The sequence below is a fragment of the Muricauda sp. MAR_2010_75 genome, assembly GCF_000745185.1.
Taxonomy (GTDB): Bacteria; Bacteroidota; Bacteroidia; order Flavobacteriales; family Flavobacteriaceae; genus Flagellimonas.
Map to the genome: position 1 here is coordinate 1,362,611 of NZ_JQNJ01000001.1, position 17,769 is coordinate 1,380,379.

At 42.1% G+C, this 17,769-nt stretch carries 13 protein-coding genes; 11 read left to right on the forward strand and 2 right to left on the reverse strand.

The window, feature by feature from the left end; all coding sequences use genetic code 11:
* Positions 1-8 precede the first annotated feature (8 nt).
* Complete coding sequence (locus FG28_RS06120; RefSeq protein WP_036380826.1) at positions 9-2,429, reverse strand: outer membrane beta-barrel family protein; 2,421 nt, start codon at positions 2,427-2,429, stop codon at positions 9-11.
* A gap of 148 nt (positions 2,430-2,577) precedes the next feature.
* On the opposite strand from FG28_RS06120, the gene lepA reads away from it, so the two are divergent.
* Entirely contained in the window at positions 2,578-4,374 is a 1,797-nt protein-coding gene (lepA, locus tag FG28_RS06125; protein ID WP_036380828.1) for a translation elongation factor 4, read from the forward strand.
* Positions 4,375-4,521: 147 nt separating this feature from the next.
* Here lepA and FG28_RS06130 read toward each other — a convergent pair whose 3' ends face one another.
* Entirely contained in the window at positions 4,522-6,360 is a 1,839-nt protein-coding gene (locus FG28_RS06130) for a sodium:proton antiporter (protein WP_036380830.1), read from the reverse strand.
* A gap of 199 nt (positions 6,361-6,559) precedes the next feature.
* Here FG28_RS06130 and FG28_RS06135 point away from each other — a divergent pair, with 199 nt between their 5' ends.
* The 10 genes from FG28_RS06135 (at position 6,560) to FG28_RS06180 (ending at position 17,766) form a co-directional block, all read left to right on the forward strand.
* Positions 6,560-7,426 (forward strand): MBL fold metallo-hydrolase, encoded by an 867-nt coding sequence (locus FG28_RS06135; protein ID WP_036380832.1) that lies wholly within the window; start codon positions 6,560-6,562, stop codon positions 7,424-7,426.
* A 25-nt stretch (positions 7,427-7,451) separates the two neighbouring features.
* Positions 7,452-9,104, forward strand: coding sequence for a S8 family peptidase (locus FG28_RS06140; RefSeq protein WP_036380834.1), 1,653 nt, complete (start codon positions 7,452-7,454; stop codon positions 9,102-9,104).
* Positions 9,105-9,107: 3 nt separating this feature from the next.
* A complete protein-coding gene (locus FG28_RS06145) occupies positions 9,108-10,958 on the forward strand; it encodes a M1 family metallopeptidase (protein WP_036380836.1) in 1,851 nt (616 codons plus the stop codon).
* A 25-nt stretch (positions 10,959-10,983) separates the two neighbouring features.
* Positions 10,984-11,376 (forward strand): ribonuclease P protein component, encoded by a 393-nt coding sequence (rnpA, locus tag FG28_RS06150; RefSeq protein WP_036380838.1) that lies wholly within the window; start codon positions 10,984-10,986, stop codon positions 11,374-11,376.
* Positions 11,360-12,991 carry a S41 family peptidase gene (locus FG28_RS06155; protein WP_036380840.1) on the forward strand — a complete coding sequence of 544 codons (1,632 nt, stop codon included), beginning with the start codon at positions 11,360-11,362 and terminating at the stop codon, positions 12,989-12,991. Before rnpA ends, FG28_RS06155 begins: the two co-directional genes overlap by 17 nt.
* A 3-nt stretch (positions 12,992-12,994) precedes the next feature.
* Positions 12,995-14,191, forward strand: coding sequence for a hypothetical protein (locus FG28_RS06160; RefSeq protein ID WP_036380842.1), 1,197 nt, complete (start codon positions 12,995-12,997; stop codon positions 14,189-14,191).
* A gap of 90 nt (positions 14,192-14,281) precedes the next feature.
* Complete coding sequence (locus tag FG28_RS06165; RefSeq protein WP_156102217.1) at positions 14,282-15,241, forward strand: hypothetical protein; 960 nt, start codon at positions 14,282-14,284, stop codon at positions 15,239-15,241.
* Positions 15,242-15,276: 35 nt separating this feature from the next.
* Positions 15,277-16,227, forward strand: coding sequence for a DUF2157 domain-containing protein (locus FG28_RS06170; RefSeq protein WP_051947197.1), 951 nt, complete (start codon positions 15,277-15,279; stop codon positions 16,225-16,227).
* Positions 16,215-17,291, forward strand: a complete 1,077-nt coding sequence (locus tag FG28_RS06175; RefSeq protein WP_036380848.1) for a DUF4401 domain-containing protein — start codon at positions 16,215-16,217, stop codon at positions 17,289-17,291. The genes FG28_RS06170 and FG28_RS06175 overlap by 13 nt, the downstream gene beginning before the upstream one ends.
* Entirely contained in the window at positions 17,278-17,766 is a 489-nt protein-coding gene (locus tag FG28_RS06180; protein WP_036380851.1) for a GDYXXLXY domain-containing protein, read from the forward strand. Before FG28_RS06175 ends, FG28_RS06180 begins: the two co-directional genes overlap by 14 nt.
* Positions 17,767-17,769: the final 3 nt, after the last annotated feature.

Sequence of the window (17,769 nt, forward strand, 5' to 3'; positions counted from 1 at the left end):
TCAAGACATTACTCTTGGGATTCTAGTCGATCTCGCTCTTTTTTGTCGATGGCACGTTGGTTGTCCTGTAACCTAAAGTTTCCAAAATTATAGGTAAACCCTACTCGGACAAACTGGGTTTCCGCTCGTCTCCGATAAAAATTATCCTGATTTAGATACGCTGAAGTATACGTAGGAATCCATTTGTACAAAAGGTCCTCTGCGGCAATGGAAACAACGGCCCTGTTGTTGAACAATGATTTTCGCAATCCCAGAGTAAGGTTCAACTGCTCATCAGAAATGTATGAACCAAACAAAAAATTGGAAATATAGGTCATGGTAACCTCGCCGGTTAGGCTTCCATCTTTGGAGAGCGTTAAATAATTGGCCAAATAGCCATAGACCCCATCCACTTCATTGGTGTATTCCACATTTCCGCTTTCAACCGCCAAGAAGATTTCCTCTTCGTGAAAAAGTGAAGTGTAGGCATACAAAAACCATGAGGGCATAATGGTTTTGCTCAAAGTAAAGTCCAGGCCATATGATGTGCTTTCCAGTACATTTTGCTTAAGCTCCACCAACGTTTGGTTGTCATTGTCCTGAAAGACCAAATAGGCGATGTTGGCTCCGTTATCCCGATAATACACATCGAAAAAATATTCACTGTTAAAGGTATAGTTGAGGTTAAAATTGTTGCTGAAGCTGGGCCTCAGCCTTGGGTTGCCCTCTTCGTAATCGTTCTCATTGAAGAAAAACCGGAATGGGTTAAGGTCATTGTATTTGGGCCGGTCTACATTTCTACCGTAATCAAAGGAAAAGCTGTGCTTGTCCGATGGCGAATACAAAAGATACAGGGAGGGAAAAGGTTCAAAAAAATTTTGGGTATTGGTTTCGTTCAAGGTCAAGGACACCCCTTCTGCTTGGGTGAGTTCTCCCCGCAATCCCATTTTCATGGACCATTTTTCCCAGTTTTTTACATAACTGAAATAGGCGGCATATACATTTTCATCATAGGTAAAGTCATCAGATAAGGATGAATCTACAGTATTACTGGTGCCATTAAAGTTGAAAAAATCCACATTGCTCTCGGAAGCTATGGAAGAAACCTTGGCCCCGGTTTCAATGGAAGCATTTCCCATAGGTGTGGAAAAATCCACCTGTCCGGTATAAATCTGAATGTCCTGTTGCGAATCGGAATCAAAGCCAAAATCCCGTAAAAAACTCCCACTGGAATCAAAATAATTGGACGCCAAGTTCTGAAAAGACCGTTCATTGTAGTTGGTATAATGGCCATTAAAACTCAATCGGGCCCCAGGTTTTTTCAACTTATGCACATAACTCAGGTCAACTGCCAAATTGGTATTGTCCATAGAGGTATTGTTCAAGGTGGTAAAGGTGGAGTCCAATTGATATTGGGCATTCCGTATGTCGTTGTTCAATCGCGTTTGTTGCTCTTGATCAGGGTTGAACAGCAAGCTGGACGTGAGGTTTATGCTGTTGTTATCATCCAAGTCATAGTCCATGATAAAGCTTCCGGCATGGGATTGGGTGCTTTTAATCTGATTATACCGTGTATCCCATCGCGAATAAACCGAATTGGCATCATCCATAAAATTGATTCCTTTTTCTGTTTTTCTTATTTCTTTTTGGGGATTGAAGGAGTAGTTGGCAAAGAGGTTGAGCTTGTCCGTTTTGTAGTAATGACTGGTTCCCAAACTAAATTTGGGAAACACCGCTTGGGTATACGTTCCATTGATGCTTCCCTTGTACCCTGGAATAATGTTCTTGCTTGTGATGATATTAAGAATAGGTCCTCCTTCGGCATCATACTGGGCGGGTGGGTTGATCATCACCTCAACCGATTTTATGTTCACCCCAGAAAGACCCTGTAACAGATCTTGCACTTCTTGGCCGGACAATTGTACCGCTCTTCCGTTCAGATATACCCTTGCACCTTCCCCCCTGACCAACAACCTATCATCATTTACGATAACCCCTGGAGTGCTTCTCAGGATATCCCATGTTGTTCCTTGTGAAACTATCGTGTTTTCAACTGAAAAGACCAGTCTGTCTGGTAGCCTTTGCAGCTTGGGGCGTTGCGCGGTTACAACCACCTCGTCCAGCTCATTCGTCTCTAAAGGAATTAACAGTGCTCCAAGGGAAACATCTTGGCGAATATCCAAAGCTCTGGGTTCTGAGCCTCTCCCAACATAGCTGGCTTGCAAAAGATAAAGATCGGGCTCTACTTCGGTAAGGGCAAAAAAACCATTGTCATCTGCAGAAGTGCCCTTTACAAAAGTAGTGTCGGACGCCTGCAAAAGCAAGATATTGGCGAAAGGAATAATTTGATCTTGTTCATCAACCACCTTTCCCGTAATCTGATAGGTCTGACCACTTACGTGGTTGACCATAACAAACACCAATAAAACAATATAGGTGAGGTTTTTCATTTAAGTTGGGGTTGAGCGTCAAATCTAAGAAAATATTTTAGAGCGTTGCTTGGCCTGTTTTCTTATTTGCAAAAAACCATTCTCAGGTATTTAAAACAACTATATTTGCAGTTGCTTAGCAGCCCATTTGTATTGAGCATCTGTTGATATGGAGAAGATTAGGAATTTTTGCATTATTGCGCATATAGACCACGGAAAAAGTACGTTGGCAGACCGATTATTGGATTTTACCGGCTCAGTCACCGAACGGGAAAAACAAGATCAGTTGTTGGACAACATGGACTTGGAGCGCGAACGTGGTATTACTATAAAGAGTCATGCCATACAAATGGAATATGTGCATGAAGGAGAGACCTACATCCTAAATTTGATTGACACTCCCGGCCACGTGGACTTTTCCTATGAGGTGTCCCGCTCCATTGCGGCCTGTGAAGGTGCCCTTTTGGTGGTTGATGCTGCCCAAAGCATTCAGGCGCAAACCATTTCCAATCTGTATTTGGCCTTGGAGAACGACTTGGAAATCATCCCTGTGCTGAACAAAGTGGATTTACCCAGCGCCAATCCCGAAGAAGTAACCGATGATATTGTTGACCTGTTGGGTTGTAAGCCCGAAGATGTCATTCCCGCCAGTGCCAAAACCGGAATTGGTATTCAAGACATCCTCACCGCTATTATTGAGCGTATCCCTGCTCCAAAAGGAAACGTGGATGAGCCCTTACAAGCCTTGGTTTTTGATTCAGTCTATAATCCATTCCGGGGGGTTGAGACCTATTTTAGGGTTATCAACGGTGAAATCACAAAAGGACAAAAGATAAAATTTGTCGCCACTGGAAAATCCTATTATGCGGATGAAATAGGCACTTTAAAACTCAGACAACTTCCTAAAAACAAAATATCTGCAGGAGATGTGGGTTACTTGATCACGGGAATCAAAGATGCCCGGGAAGTAAAGGTGGGAGACACCATTACCGATGCAGTTGACCCAACAAAAAATCCAATTGGAGGCTTTGAAGATGTAAAACCCATGGTCTTTGCAGGAATCTATCCTGTGGATACCGAAGACTTTGAGGAACTCCGTTCTTCCATGGAAAAATTACAGCTCAATGATGCCTCTTTGGTCTTTACGCCGGAAAGCAGTGCTGCTTTGGGCTTTGGGTTCCGATGCGGGTTTTTGGGAATGCTCCACATGGAAATTATCCAAGAACGCTTGGAGCGTGAGTTTGATATGACGGTTATCACCACCGTACCCAACGTAAGCTATCACGCTTTTACTACCAAGGACACGGAAACCCCGGTCATTGTCAATAATCCATCCGATTTGCCCGACCCTTCCACTTTGGACCGAGTCGAGGAACCATATATAAAGGCCACCATCATCACCAAATCTGATTTTGTGGGAAATGTGATGTCGCTCTGTATTGAAAAACGGGGTCAGATCGTTAACCAGACCTATTTGACAACAGAGCGGGTTGAGCTTATTTTTGATATGCCCTTGGCTGAAATCGTTTTTGATTTTTACGACCGATTGAAAACCATTTCAAAAGGATACGCCTCTTTTGATTATTCCCCAATAGGAATGCGAGTGTCCAAACTGGTCCGAGTGGATATCCTCTTGAACGCCCAGCCTGTGGACGCCTTATCCGCATTGGTTCATTTTGATAATGCGCACAACATTGGTAAACGCATGTGCGAAAAATTGAAGGAACTCATCCCCAGACAACAGTTTGATATTCCGATACAGGCCGCCATTGGCTCCAAAATCATTTCTAGGGAAACCATCAAGGCCCTGAGGAAGGATGTAACGGCCAAATGTTATGGTGGGGATATTTCGCGAAAGCGAAAATTGTTGGAAAAACAGAAGAAAGGGAAAAAGCGGATGCGCCAAGTGGGCAATGTGGAAATTCCGCAGCAAGCGTTTATGGCGGTCCTCAAGTTGAATGACTAAGAAAATTACAACCGTTGTTCCTGACAGGAAATACGTTCTCATTTGATGATCCAAGTTGGTAATTCCCTCGAAAATAGTATTCAGCAGGTATTGGAGGCAATGCAAATTGATGATTGCCCCGATTCATTTGATGTACAAATGAAATTCTTAAGAAGGTTCTTTCTCAGTTGAGAACCGTTTTCCTAAATAAACGAGTTTGAAGCCTTCACCCTTAGGCTCAAAATCCTTACTATTGGCAGGAATGATTTCTATACTTCCATTAGGATGTTTGGTAAAAACGGGGATGATATCGCCTTCCTCTTGGCTTTTATCTATAAGTGTATCGTAATGCTCTTTGTCCTTTAGATCAATCTCATGGATGGCGGGGTATTTTCGAACCGTGTCCATTAGTTTAATGAAATCATCCGTATGTGAAAAGAGCCCTTCCTTCGGGTTGTTCTGGGGATCATTTACCTCTTCGGTGTTCACCAATCGGAACGCACCGTTCTCTCCAAACTGCTTTTGAAATTTATCAATAGCAAATTTGTTGATGTCCGAGTTTCCTGTAAGTGCCATCAGATAACCCATATCATTCAGCTCAATGTTATCGGCCAAAGTATCCGAAAAAATGTTGGCCGTAATGGCTTCCAATCCCAACTTTTTGGCCTTGTCCACATTGGTTTGGTTATTATCTATCAACACCACATGCCTGTTGTTCTTTCGTAAATAATTTGCGATCAATCGCGAAAGCTTGGATGCGCCAATAATCAAAATACCCTCGGACTTTTTCAGGAAAACACCCACCAATTTTGCAAAAATCCGGGCTGTGGTGGCATTCAACAATACGGTTCCCAGCACGATCATAAAGACCAAGGGGGTAATATATTCAGCCCCGGGCTCTCCCCTTAAAATCAATTTAGATCCAAAGAGTGAAGCGATACCAGCAGCAACAATACCCCTAGGTCCGACCCACCCGATAAAGAGCTTTTCATTGAACTTTAAATTGGAGCCATGGGCGCTCAAAAACACTCCCAGCGGCCTAATGATAAACACAATAACAGCAAACAGAGCCACGGTGTCCCAATTGTATATCAGCTCCATATCAGCGATATTGATGTTGGCCGCCAAAAGAATGAACAGAATAGATATCAACAATACACTCAGGGATTCCTTGAAGTATAGCAGTTCCTTAATATTTGGCAGGTTCATGTTGCCCAAAACCATTCCCATGACCACTACGGCCAAAAGACCAGATTCGTGTGCAAATAAATCCGACTCCACATAAACCAGAAGTACAGTGGAAAGCGATACCACATTCAACAAATAATGCGGTATAAAATCGCGTTTTATGGCAAAGGCCAGTGCATGGGCAAACGTAAATCCAAAGGTGGTCCCAAAAAGTAGAATTTTTCCAAATTCAATGAGCGCGGTTTGTGTGAAAGCCTGCCCTTCTCCAACACTGATGAACTCAAATACCAATACCGCCACCAATGCGCCAATGGGATCTATTAGAATCCCTTCCCACTTTAATACGGTGGAGACATCTTTTTTTAAAGGGATGTTCCTTAAAATGGGCGTGATCACCGTAGGTCCCGTAACTATGATCAATCCTGAAAATAGGAAGGATATCTGCCATGAAAGCCCAAAAATATAATGGGCCGCAACACCAGCTCCAAAAAAGGTGACTACTGTTCCTATGGTTATTAACTTGGTAATTACAGGGCCTACATTGGATATTTCGGCACGTTTTAAGGTAAGACCGCCTTCAAATAGGATTACGCTGATGGCCAGTGACACAAAATAGTAAAGGCCTTCCCCGGGAAACAATCCTTTCTCTCCGTTCCAAATGGGTTCAATAAGTTTTGAGCCATCATCGGTGTACAGCGTAGATATAGGTCCTACTAAAAGACCGATCAATATCAATGGTAAAATGGCAGGCAATTTAAATCGCCATGCTACCCATTGCGCGATAATGCCAAGAATAATGATTCCCGCAAGTTCCAGCATTGTTCAAGTTTTGTTGAAATTTACAGTTTTTCTTTTAGATTGGGCCCAATCCCAAAAACGGAGTTTTTCTTTATGAATAGCCAGAGGCCCCGAACTTAGGTTTCCTTTGAATAATTTTGTTAAAATACGGCCAATAAATTCCTATTTTTTAGCCATTTGCATTGTGCTTTTCTTATTTTGCATGCCATTTGCTTTCTAAATGACAATTTATCCTGTAGAGACTGGAAATTTTAAGTTGGATGGTGGGGCCATGTTCGGTGTGGTGCCAAAATCTATATGGAATCGCACGAATCCGGCAGATGCCAACAATATGATCGATTTGGGTGCCCGATGTCTCCTGATTGAGGACGGGGACCGGCTTATTTTGATAGACAACGGTCTTGGCAACAAACAATCCGAAAAATTCTTTGGTTACTACTATCTATGGGGAAATCATTCCTTGGATGGCTCTTTGGGGCAACTTGGGTTTCACAGAGATGATATCACCGATGTTTTTTTGACCCATCTCCATTTTGACCATTGCGGGGGGAGCATTCAATGGAACAAGGACCGAACAGGCTACGAGCCCGCTTTTAAAAATGGCAGGTTTTGGAGCAATAAGGACCATTGGGAGTGGGCCACCGAACCAAACCCTCGGGAGAAAGCCTCTTTTCTAAAGGAAAATTTGTTGCCCATGCAAGAAAGCGGACAGCTTCATTTTGTGCAGCAAAACAAAGATGCTTTTATTGGGAATTCCGAATTGGATTTTGGAATCCACTTTGTGAACGGACATACGGACAAGCAAATGCTCCCGCACCTAACCTATAAAGGTAAAACCGTGGTTTTTGTGGCCGATTTAATTCCAACGGTTGGTCATATTCCATTGCCTTATGTTATGGGATACGACACTAGGCCCTTGCTCACCATGGAAGAAAAAGCAACATTCCTTAATAAGGCTGCAGACAAGGATTGGCTTCTGTTTTTTGAGCACGATGCCCACAACCAACTCTGCACCCTAAAACATACCGAAAAAGGGGTGCGATTGGACGAAACATTCTCTTTTAACGAAATATTCAACACGCAATAAAGTTTTACATTCTATACATTTTTTTATGAATCGCACATATAGCAAACTATCTATCCTATCCCTTTCCGCTTCACTGTTCCTTATGGGCTGTGGGGCCACCTCTTTGGTTTCCACCCCGGTTGAAAATATTGACACGGTACCTTTAAAAATCACCGATCTTACCGAAACGGAGAAAAAAAACTGGGGCCATGCCGACCTTATCATGGATACCATTCCTGGCATGAGTGTGGATAGGGCCTACAAGGAAATCATCAAAAACAAAAAGGGAAAGACCGTTATTGTGGCCGTGGTGGATTCTGGAATTGATTTGGAGCACGAGGATTTGGACGGCGTACTCTGGACCAACAAAGATGAAATTCCAAATAATGGAAAGGATGATGATGGCAATGGTTATGTGGATGATATTCACGGGTACAATTTTTTGGGTGATTCCTACAACGAACAGTTGGAATATGTACGAATGCTTCGCTTGAACATTGGTGATGCATCTGAAAGGGCCCAAGCTAGATTATTGCTGGACAAGGAATACCCCGAGGCACTTCAAAACAAACAACAATACGAGCAAATTTATCAAGTGGTAAAAGGTGCCGATGCCGCGGTTAAAGAAGAACTGGGCAAGGAAACCTATACCAAGGAAGACTTAAAATCCATTGAGCCCAAAACACCTATTATGGAGCAAAGTGTTGCGGTGCTGACACAGATGTTCACCTATGGTGATGACATTCCCAGTGTTTTGGCCGAACTTAAAGAGGGCATTACCTATTTCGCTGATCAGGTCAACTACAACCTCAACAAAGATTTTAATGGTAGAGCCCCGGTTGGTGATGACCCCTATGATATTACCGATGTTCCCTACGGAAACGGAAACCCTAAAAATCAGGTAGATTCAGAAAGTCACGGCACCCACGTAGCGGGAATCATTGCAGCAGAGCGCAACAATGGCATTGGGATGAAAGGTGTGGCCCAAAATGTGGAAATTATGAGTGTTCGTGCCGTGCCCAACGGTGATGAATACGACAAAGACATTGCTTTGGGCATACGATATGCTGTGGATAATGGGGCAAAAATCATTAACTGTAGCTTTGGAAAGGCATTTTCACCAGAAGCCGAATGGGTGTACGATGCCATCAAATATGCGGCTTCCAAGGATGTATTGATTGTTCATGCTGCAGGAAACGACGGCCATGATTTGGACGACCCGGAGAACCCAAATTATCCCAATGATGCCAAATTGGGCCAGACCGATGAGTTTGCTGATAACCTTATTACTGTGGGCGCGCTAACAAGCAGCTATGGCTCTGATATGGTGGCCACTTTTTCCAACTACGGCAAACAAAATGTGGATGTCTTTGCGCCAGGGGATGATATCTATTCCACCCTTCCCAACAACGATTATGATTTTCAAGGTGGTACCTCCATGGCGGCCCCGGCAGTTGCTGGTGTATCGGCCTTGATCCGGTCTTATTATCCAGATTTATCTGCTCCCCAGGTAAAAAATATTATTATGCAATCTGGATTGTATTCAAAAGCCTCCGTTATTGTGGCGGGCGATGAAACCAAACCCACAACCTTTGATAAAATCTCAAAATCAGGAAAAATGGTCAATGCCTATAATGCCCTACTTTTGGCAGATAATATTTCAAAAGGCAGAATGACCTTGAACAGCAATTCAAAATAAAATATGAAGCGTTTATTATCATTCTTTTTTACCACAGTATCGGGAATTTCCCTTCTTATCGCACAGAACAATTCGTATTGGCAGCAACATGTGGATTATACCATGGATGTTAACATGGATGTAAAAACCTATCAATATACCGGAACACAAAAACTGGTCTACACCAATAACTCACCTGATGTTTTGGATAGAGTTTTTTACCATCTGTACTACAACGCCTTTCAACCGGGAAGCGAGATGGACATTCGGTTACAGAACATAAAGGACCCCGATAATCGAATGATGGAAAACGGAGTGAGTAGAATTTCCACCCTTTCCGAAAGTGAAATGGGCTATCTACATGCGGAAACGCTTACGCAAGACGGACAAGCCGTATCATTTAAAGAAGAAGGGACCATTTTGGTGGTGGATTTGGCCAAACCCGTTCCCTCCGGCGGTAAAACAACCTTGGAAATGACCTTTAAAGGGCAAGTTCCGTTACAGATTCGCCGTTCTGGAAGAAATAGTAGTGAAGGTGTGGCCCTTTCCATGAGCCAATGGTACCCCAAGCTTTCCGAATACGATTATGAAGGTTGGCATCCCAATCCGTACATTGCCCGCGAGTTTCACGGCGTGTGGGGTAATTTTGATGTAAAACTCACTTTAGATAAGGATTACACGGTTGGTGGAACCGGTTATTTGCAGAATCCCCAAGAGATTGGTCATGGGTATGAAACTCCCGGAACCGTGGTAAAAACCAAGGGCAAGACCCTTACTTGGCATTTTGTGGCCCCAAATGTGCACGATTTTATGTGGGCCGCGGATCCAGAATATATTCATGATACGGTAGAAATGGAAGACGGACCGACCCTTCATTTTTATTACAAGAACAACCCAGAAATCATTGAAAACTGGAAAAAATTGCAGCCCAAAACAGAAGAGGCCATGCGCTTTTTCAGCAAAAACATTGGAAAATACCCGTATGAGCAATACTCCGTGGTACAGGGAGGTGATGGCGGCATGGAATATGCCATGAGCACCCTGGTTACCGGTAACCGTGAATTCAGTAGTTTGGTTGGGGTCATGGTACACGAAATGGCGCATTCCTGGTTTCAACATGTTTTGGCGACCAACGAATCCGAGCATGAATGGATGGATGAGGGTTTCACCACCTTCATCAGCAGTCTTTGCATGAATGAAATTATGGAACAGAACAAGCAAAATCCGTTCGAAGGTTCCTACAAAGGCTACTACGCTTTGGTAAACTCGGGTCTGGAAAAACCCCAGACCACGCATGCGGACCGTTATACCACCAATTTCGCCTATGGCATCTCGGCCTATAGCAAGGGAGCCATATTTTTGTCGCAATTGGGGTATGTTATCGGCCAGGACAAGCTGATGGAAACCATTAGAACATATTTTGAAGATTTCAAGTTCAAGCACCCAGTGCCCAATGATGTTATCCGTACTGCCGAAAAAGTTTCCGGTATGCATTTGGATTGGTATCTCACCGATTGGACCAAGACCACAAACACCATAGATTATGGCATACAAAATGTTATTGCTGATGGTGACAAAACCAAAGTAAGCCTTGAGCGAATTGGGGAAATGCCAATGCCCCTGGATATTTTGGTGGTGGGTGCCGATGGTACCCAAAGCACGTACTATATTCCATTACGGATGATGTATGGGGAAAAATCGAATCCATATACCAATTTGGACAGAACCGAGTTGGAAGATTGGCCTTGGGCAAATCCTTCCTATGAATTTACCATAGATATGCCCATGGAAAATGTAACGGCCATTGTAATAGACCCCTCCCAACTCATGGCCGATGTGGACGGGGAGAACAATATATACCAGTCTAATCCTTAGGTTTCAAAACTATTCCTTGACAGTAATGTCCTCCATAACCCGCTACCCAAAAAAAGAAAAACTCAAGAGCAAAGTGCTTTTTGAGGCTCTTTTTGCAGAAGGTAAAAGCGTTTCCCATTTTCCTTTGAAGTTGATCTATCTCAACACAAACTTTGATGATGGTTCCAAAATTAAGGTGGGCGTGGTGGCTCCAAAGAAAAAATTTAAAAATGCCGTTGACCGCAATCGCATAAAACGACTTTTACGTGAAGCCTATCGACTTAACAAAGCCCTTATTTTTAACAACATAGAGGGCAACTTTGCGTTCTTAATTTTATACCTTGGTAATAAGATGCCCGTTTACGCTGATATAGAAAGTGCTATGAAGCAACTTATGGAAGGCTTCCTAAAAAAAGAATCCCATGAAAAAATTGATTAAAAAACAGGTTGTCATCCCCATTTTGGCCGTTGCCGTTTTAATTGGGGCAAGTAGTTTCAGTATTAAAAGTGATTTCTTTGAGATTGCAAAGCAAATTGAAATTTTCACTACGCTCTTCAAGGAATTGAACATGAATTATGTGGATGAGACCAATCCCGCAGAGCTCATGGATTCTGCCATCAAAAGCATGCTGGACGAGCTTGACCCCTATACCCGTTTTTTGAACGAGCAAGATGTGGAAACCTACAGAATCAACAATGCGGGGGAGTATTCCGGAATAGGGGCTTTAGTTCGCTCTTATGAAAGCAAATTGCTCATCGTAGAGCCTTACAAAGGGTATGCCGCCGACAAGGCAGGATTGAAAGCTGGGGACGAAATCATAAAAATTGGCGATACCAAAGTTTCTGATTTTGATGATGATGCAGGTGAATTGCTGAAAGGTGCCAACAATACTTCGGTCACCGTAACCTACATAAGGCAGGGGGAAACCAAGACCGCCAACATTATCCGCGAAGGGGTCGAAGTGGATGCCGTTCCTTTTTATGACATGATCGATGAAAAAACCGGGTACATTGTACTTTCCCGGTTTAACCGAAAAGCATCAGATCAAACAAAATCTGCCATTCAGAATCTAAAAGGTCAAGGTGCGGAAAAACTGGTCCTTGATCTACGGGGAAATCCTGGAGGACTTCTTTCCGAAGCTATCAATGTGACCAATTTATTCGTTCCCAAAGGCGAGTTGATCGTTACCACAAAATCCAAGGTCAAAAAATTCAACCAAGAATACAAGACCAAAAACCAACCCGAGGATTTGGATATTCCGCTCGTGGTTTTGGTAGATGGAAAAAGTGCCTCTGCCAGTGAAATTGTTTCCGGAGGCTTGCAGGATTTAGACCGTGCAGTGGTCATGGGGGCCCGGAGCTTTGGAAAAGGATTGGTACAGCGTCCTTTAAAACTCACTTATGGAACACAATTGAAAGTAACCATCTCACGCTATTATACGCCTTCTGGAAGATGCATTCAGTCTTTGGATTATTGGAACCGGGACGAAGAGGGCAATGCCGTTCGCAATACAGATTTCCATGAATTCACCACCAAAAATGGCCGTAAGGTCTGGGACGGGGGCGGTGTAATGCCAGATGTGGTCATCAATTCCCTAAAAACCAACTCCCTTATCAATTCGCTACAAGAGAACAATATTGTTTTTGATTTTGCCACAGATTTCTACTACGATCACAATTTTGAACGTATTGATGATTTTTCCTTTTCAGATGCGGACTACAACACTTTTAAAAATTATGTCCGGGAACAAAACTTCACCTTTCAAACCAAGACAGAGGAGTTGTTGGAAGAATCCATCAACACGGACGATGCCCTCTTGGGGCCTGCAGTACAAGAAAAATACAAGGATTTGTTATTGGCCGTAAATCGAGGGAAAATTACTGCTTTGGATACGTATAAGGATGAAATAAAGAAGGGGCTGGAAGATGAAATCATCACCCGCTATTTTTATCGCGACGGACTTTACAAATATTATCTCAATCATGATGAGGCCATTTTGGCCGCAACAGAACTGTTGAAGAACAAAACCAAGTACGACGAAATCTTGAAGTAGGCCATGCGGCTTTTTTACCTTTTTCTGGCGCTTTTTACAATAAACTTTACCTCGGTAAAAGCACAAGCTAAACTGGAAAAAGGCACCATTCATGATTCTATTGTCATAACAGGAGTACCTAGCGAATCTTTTGCTCTTTACCTTCCAAAATCCTTTTCTGATAACCTGCCAAGTTCCATTGTATTTATTTTTGAGCCAGCTGCCCGTGGTACAATAGGTATACATCCTTTTATTGATGCCTCAGAAAAATATAGACTTATTTTAGTATGCTCCAATAACTCCAGAAATGGACCTTATGAACGAAATTTTGACGTAGCCAACCGTCTATTCAAGGAGGTTTTTTCACGGTTCAACATAAAAGAGGACGAAATATATGCATCTGGGTTTTCTGGAGGCTCCCGTTTGGCTGCCGCCATAGCTTCATTGACCAATCAGTTTGCTGGAGTAGTGGCCTGTGGGGCAGGATTTTCGGGCCTGCCAGAACATACCCCTTCAACCCATGATTTTGCCTACGTGGGCCTTTGTGGTTATAGGGATATGAACTATAGTGAGATGAATTTGGGTAAAACGTATCTCAACAGTATCAATTTCAACAGTACACTTTTTACTTTTGATGACAAACACGCATGGCCTCCGCCTCATCAAATTACTCGGGCATTTGATTGGCTATACCTTCAAAAGCTCAAAAAAGAAACCCCGATAAATCTCGAAGAAATCCAAGCTCATTTTAATGCCGATTGCCAATGGTTACGTAATCTTGATGCCCAAAACGAACTTCTGCTTCTAGAAGAGCAATATATTCGTTTATTAAAGGATTATGAGGGATTGATTCACTTGGATTCGCTTGAGCAAGAATACCAGGTTCTGCAAAAATCCAAAGAATTCAAATCACAAAAAAAGGCCCTAAAAGCCGCTATGTCCACAGAGGGAAAATGGACCCAAAAACTAAGGTCCCAATTTTCAAAAGACTTTGACTCGGGTGATGACCCCAACTTCATTTGGTGGGAAAAGGAGCTTGGAAAGCTGGACAACCTGCAAGAAAAGGGTGATGTTGAAATGCAGAAAATGGTATATCGGGTAAAGTTCGAGCTTTTTGCGCGTGCTTATTCCAAAAAAAACAATCTCGAACCAAATTTGAATGAAAATCAACTTGACAATTTAAATCGTTTTTTGGAAATACTCTATCCAAACGCCAACTAAGGAAGCATCTTTATCAAACCATACGCTACAATGGTCAAATAGCAGGGTAAATACATTTTGCGGTTCGTTATTTTTCTGAAAATTTAGCTCATGACCTACACCGTTATCACCCTGATTCTATTGAGTCTCGTCCTACTCTTTTGGCTCTATAAATTGATGCGGTTTTGCTTTATTCGTCCCCTTACACTGTGGAAGTCTCAAAAAAACAGCTCAGTTCCGGCAAAGGATGCCACCATACTTTCGGTGAATGTCCTCCAAAATGGAAAATTTCCACTATTGGAACTCGATATTCTTTTTGAAAATTTTTCAGGATATCCCATACAGCGTAAAATCAGGTTCGTGGATAAACAACCCCATTTAAATCGATTCAAAAAGGATAGCACCATGCGAATCTTGTTGAATTCAGGAAGAAAACCGGGCAATCCCATTTTTCCCGAGACCGGCGAATATCATATTTCAATGCTGCACATACTCTTTTACAGTATTTTGACCATAGCCTTTGTTGCTGGATGCTATTTTCTTATGGGCGAGGCCATTTCAAGGATAAGTGCCTCCCCTAACCATTATGAAGCTGTTTTTTCCATTTCCTCTATAGGCGATGGGTCTTTGATTTTTGTTGTTCTGGTTTTGTTGTTTCTGTGTTTTCTTTTAAACCGTTTGGGCCTGTTGGCCTCCAAGAAATCCAAATCCCAAAATTGGGATTTGTTGTATTATGGCTTGGGCGTTACAGCAACGGTTAAGGAATATAAGGATACGGGCACCCTTATTAACGATAATCCAGTAGTGAAATTTATTTATACGTACCCAGACCAAAAAGGGCAAATCATTGAGGGAAGCGATAAAAAAGTGGTGGGAAAGTTGGAAATTGTTGGATTACCGGACATGCACGAACTGGAAATCATGTATCTCCCCAGAGATTCCCATATTTCCCGTTTGGCCGAAAATTTACAAAAACAGGATTTTTCGGTTTATGGAAACCGAATGATTTTGTTTTTCTTTCTTCTATTTTCAATATTCTTTATTGTTGGGTTTTGTAAGGATTTGTTTTGATTTCCATTGTATATTGTTAAAAGACTACATGCCACATGCCAAAAATTGATCGCCAAGACATACAGATACTCTGCAACCACAGTAATTGGTCTGAAACTGGGGTGCAGAGCACTTTGGAAGAAAACATTTATAATGATGTTCCTTCCTGGCAAAGATTCCTACAGCTCCTGCTATTGGCTTTGGGTGTTTCTTTTACCGCAGCCGGAATTGTATTTTTCTTCGCCTATAATTGGGCCGACCTTCACAAGTATGTAAAACTTGGACTGATTGAGTTCCTTGTTGTTTTGCTGATTTTGGTAGCTCTCTTCGCAAAGACAAAACCCCTTATTAGAAAAATGTTGCTTTTGGCGGCATCCATTCTGGTCGGGGTCCTGTATGCCGTTTTTGGGCAAGTGTATCAAACTGGGGCAGATGCGTATGATTTTTTTCTAGGTTGGACCTTATTTATCACCGTTTGGGTCCTATTTTCCAACTTTGCGCCACTTTGGACACTTTTTGTTGCTTTACTGAACACCGTACTTTTCCTTTATGCCGAACAAGCGGCCTATGAATGGTCCGAAATGTTCGTGTATACTCTCCTTTTTTCCATGAACGGGCTTTTGCTTTTGGCTTTTCTAGGCTTGCCAAAAATTTTTAAACTAAAGTCCTTTCCCTCATGGTTTGTGCAACTCATCGCTTTGGCTACAGTGGCATATTCCACAATTGGTGTTTCCTCAGGAATATTTAACGAGCCGGAACCCTCATTTAAGGCTCTGCTTGGAGTTGCAGTACTGTTTTACGGTATTGGGATTTGGTACGGTTTAAAAACGAAAAGCCTGTTTTATCTATCCATTATTCCTTTTAGTGTCATCATTATACTTAGCGCCGCAATGATAAATTTTTCAGAGGAAGCCAGTATGCTCTTTGCCATTGGAATTTTTATTGTGACAAGCATTACCCTGTTGATTAAAATCTTATTGAACTATCAAAAGAAATGGGAAAAATAGAGGACATACAGCGGCATATAAAAAGCATCAAAGTGCTTGAAGGCGACTCTTTTAAGTATGATGAATCTGCCATTCTAAAAGAATATGAAAGAAGGGATGAGGGAAAATCCAGTTTTATTATAAAAGCGCTCTCCATTTTTGGAGGCATCTTGGCTTCCATTGCTTTTTTGGGCTTTCTATTGTTATTGGAGATATATAAATCAGAAGCTGCAATGCTGATGGTAGGTATTGGTCTTGTTAGTGTATCGATTATGCTTGTCAAACAATATGACAAACTCATTATTGACACCTTTGGCGTCTCTCTCTATATTCTCGGTATGATTCTTTTTATTATTGGGCTGTTCGCCTTTGACATTAATGAGGATGTTATCACACTTTTGGTGATGGCCATGGCGTTTTTCACGTTGTTACTGGTCAAAAATCCCATTTTATCCTTCTTTTCGGTTTTAATTGCAAGCTCAGCAATTTTAACCTTGATCATTTCCAATGATATGCACAGCCTAATCCATCTGTACATCAACCTACATGCTTTGGCCCTCACCTATGTCTTCTTGAACGAATCAAGCATTCTTACCTCAGATCTAAAATTGGTGAAACGGTACGACTCCCTGCGTATTGGGCTGGTGTTTTCTTTGTTGTTTGGGCTTGTAGCCACCGCCAAACATGGGTTCTTTGACATGTCCCAATCCTATTTTTGGATGTCTTCCTTGGTCATAATCTTCATTTTGCTGTATGTGGTCTATCTGCTTCTAAAAACATTTAAGGTTACATCCCCACAAACAAAACTGTGGGTATATCTTTTTAGTGCACTTACCCTATTGCCTACATTGTTTGCGCCTGCTATTTCGGGTGCGCTGCTCATTGTAATGTTAAGCTTCAGGGTCAACTATAAAACAGGCTTGTCCATTGGAATCATTGCGTTGGTGTGTTTTGTGATTCTATACTATTTTGACCTCAATTTCACCTTGCTGACCAAATCCATCATTCTATTTTCTTCGGGATTGGTGTTTCTTTTTTTCTATGTCTTCCTAACCAAAAAACTGAAATCCAATGAAAACCTATAGTGGCTACGTTATTTTACTCAATCTAATTCTCTTTTTGGGCCTGTTCAACTATTCCATTGTTCAAAAAGAGAAAATTATGGCTGAAGGGCATTTGATTCTCCTTGAGCTGGCTCCTGTGGATCCCCGATCTTTAATGCAGGGGGATTATATGCGACTGAACTATGAGATTTCAGATGAAGTTGTAGGGAATGAAATCCCCAAACGCGGCTATTGTGTGGTTACTTTGGATTCGGATGGAGTTGCGCAACGAAGACGCTATCAAAAAAAGAATGCTCCGAAAAACGAAAATGAATATCTCATTGAATATACCATTGGCGAATGGAACAGGATTCAAATTGGTGCGGAATCCTATTTCTTTCAGGAGGGTGAAGACGAAAAGTATGCAGATGCCAAATATGGGGGTGTTAGGGTAGATGAAAAAGGGAACAGTGTTTTGGTGGGTCTGTATGATTCCAATCGAAACAAAATAGAATAAATC

What these genes read in the sequence shown, in the direction of transcription:
- FG28_RS06145 (WP_036380836.1), top strand. Translation starts at nt 9,108, where the DNA reads ATGAAGCGTTTATTATCATTCTTTTTTACCACAGTATCGGGAATTTCC.
- FG28_RS06165 (WP_156102217.1), top strand. Translation starts at nt 14,282, where the DNA reads ATGACCTACACCGTTATCACCCTGATTCTATTGAGTCTCGTCCTACTC.
- FG28_RS06120 (WP_036380826.1), bottom strand. Translation starts at nt 2,429, where the DNA reads ATGAAAAACCTCACCTATATTGTTTTATTGGTGTTTGTTATGGTCAAC.
- FG28_RS06170 (WP_051947197.1), top strand. Translation starts at nt 15,277, where the DNA reads ATGCCAAAAATTGATCGCCAAGACATACAGATACTCTGCAACCACAGT.
- FG28_RS06180 (WP_036380851.1), top strand. Translation starts at nt 17,278, where the DNA reads ATGAAAACCTATAGTGGCTACGTTATTTTACTCAATCTAATTCTCTTT.
- rnpA (WP_036380838.1), top strand. Translation starts at nt 10,984, where the DNA reads ATGTCCTCCATAACCCGCTACCCAAAAAAAGAAAAACTCAAGAGCAAA.
- FG28_RS06135 (WP_036380832.1), top strand. Translation starts at nt 6,560, where the DNA reads ATGACAATTTATCCTGTAGAGACTGGAAATTTTAAGTTGGATGGTGGG.
- FG28_RS06160 (WP_036380842.1), top strand. Translation starts at nt 12,995, where the DNA reads ATGCGGCTTTTTTACCTTTTTCTGGCGCTTTTTACAATAAACTTTACC.
- FG28_RS06155 (WP_036380840.1), top strand. Translation starts at nt 11,360, where the DNA reads ATGAAAAAATTGATTAAAAAACAGGTTGTCATCCCCATTTTGGCCGTT.
- FG28_RS06140 (WP_036380834.1), top strand. Translation starts at nt 7,452, where the DNA reads ATGAATCGCACATATAGCAAACTATCTATCCTATCCCTTTCCGCTTCA.
- FG28_RS06130 (WP_036380830.1), bottom strand. Translation starts at nt 6,360, where the DNA reads ATGCTGGAACTTGCGGGAATCATTATTCTTGGCATTATCGCGCAATGG.
- FG28_RS06175 (WP_036380848.1), top strand. Translation starts at nt 16,215, where the DNA reads ATGGGAAAAATAGAGGACATACAGCGGCATATAAAAAGCATCAAAGTG.
- lepA (WP_036380828.1), top strand. Translation starts at nt 2,578, where the DNA reads ATGGAGAAGATTAGGAATTTTTGCATTATTGCGCATATAGACCACGGA.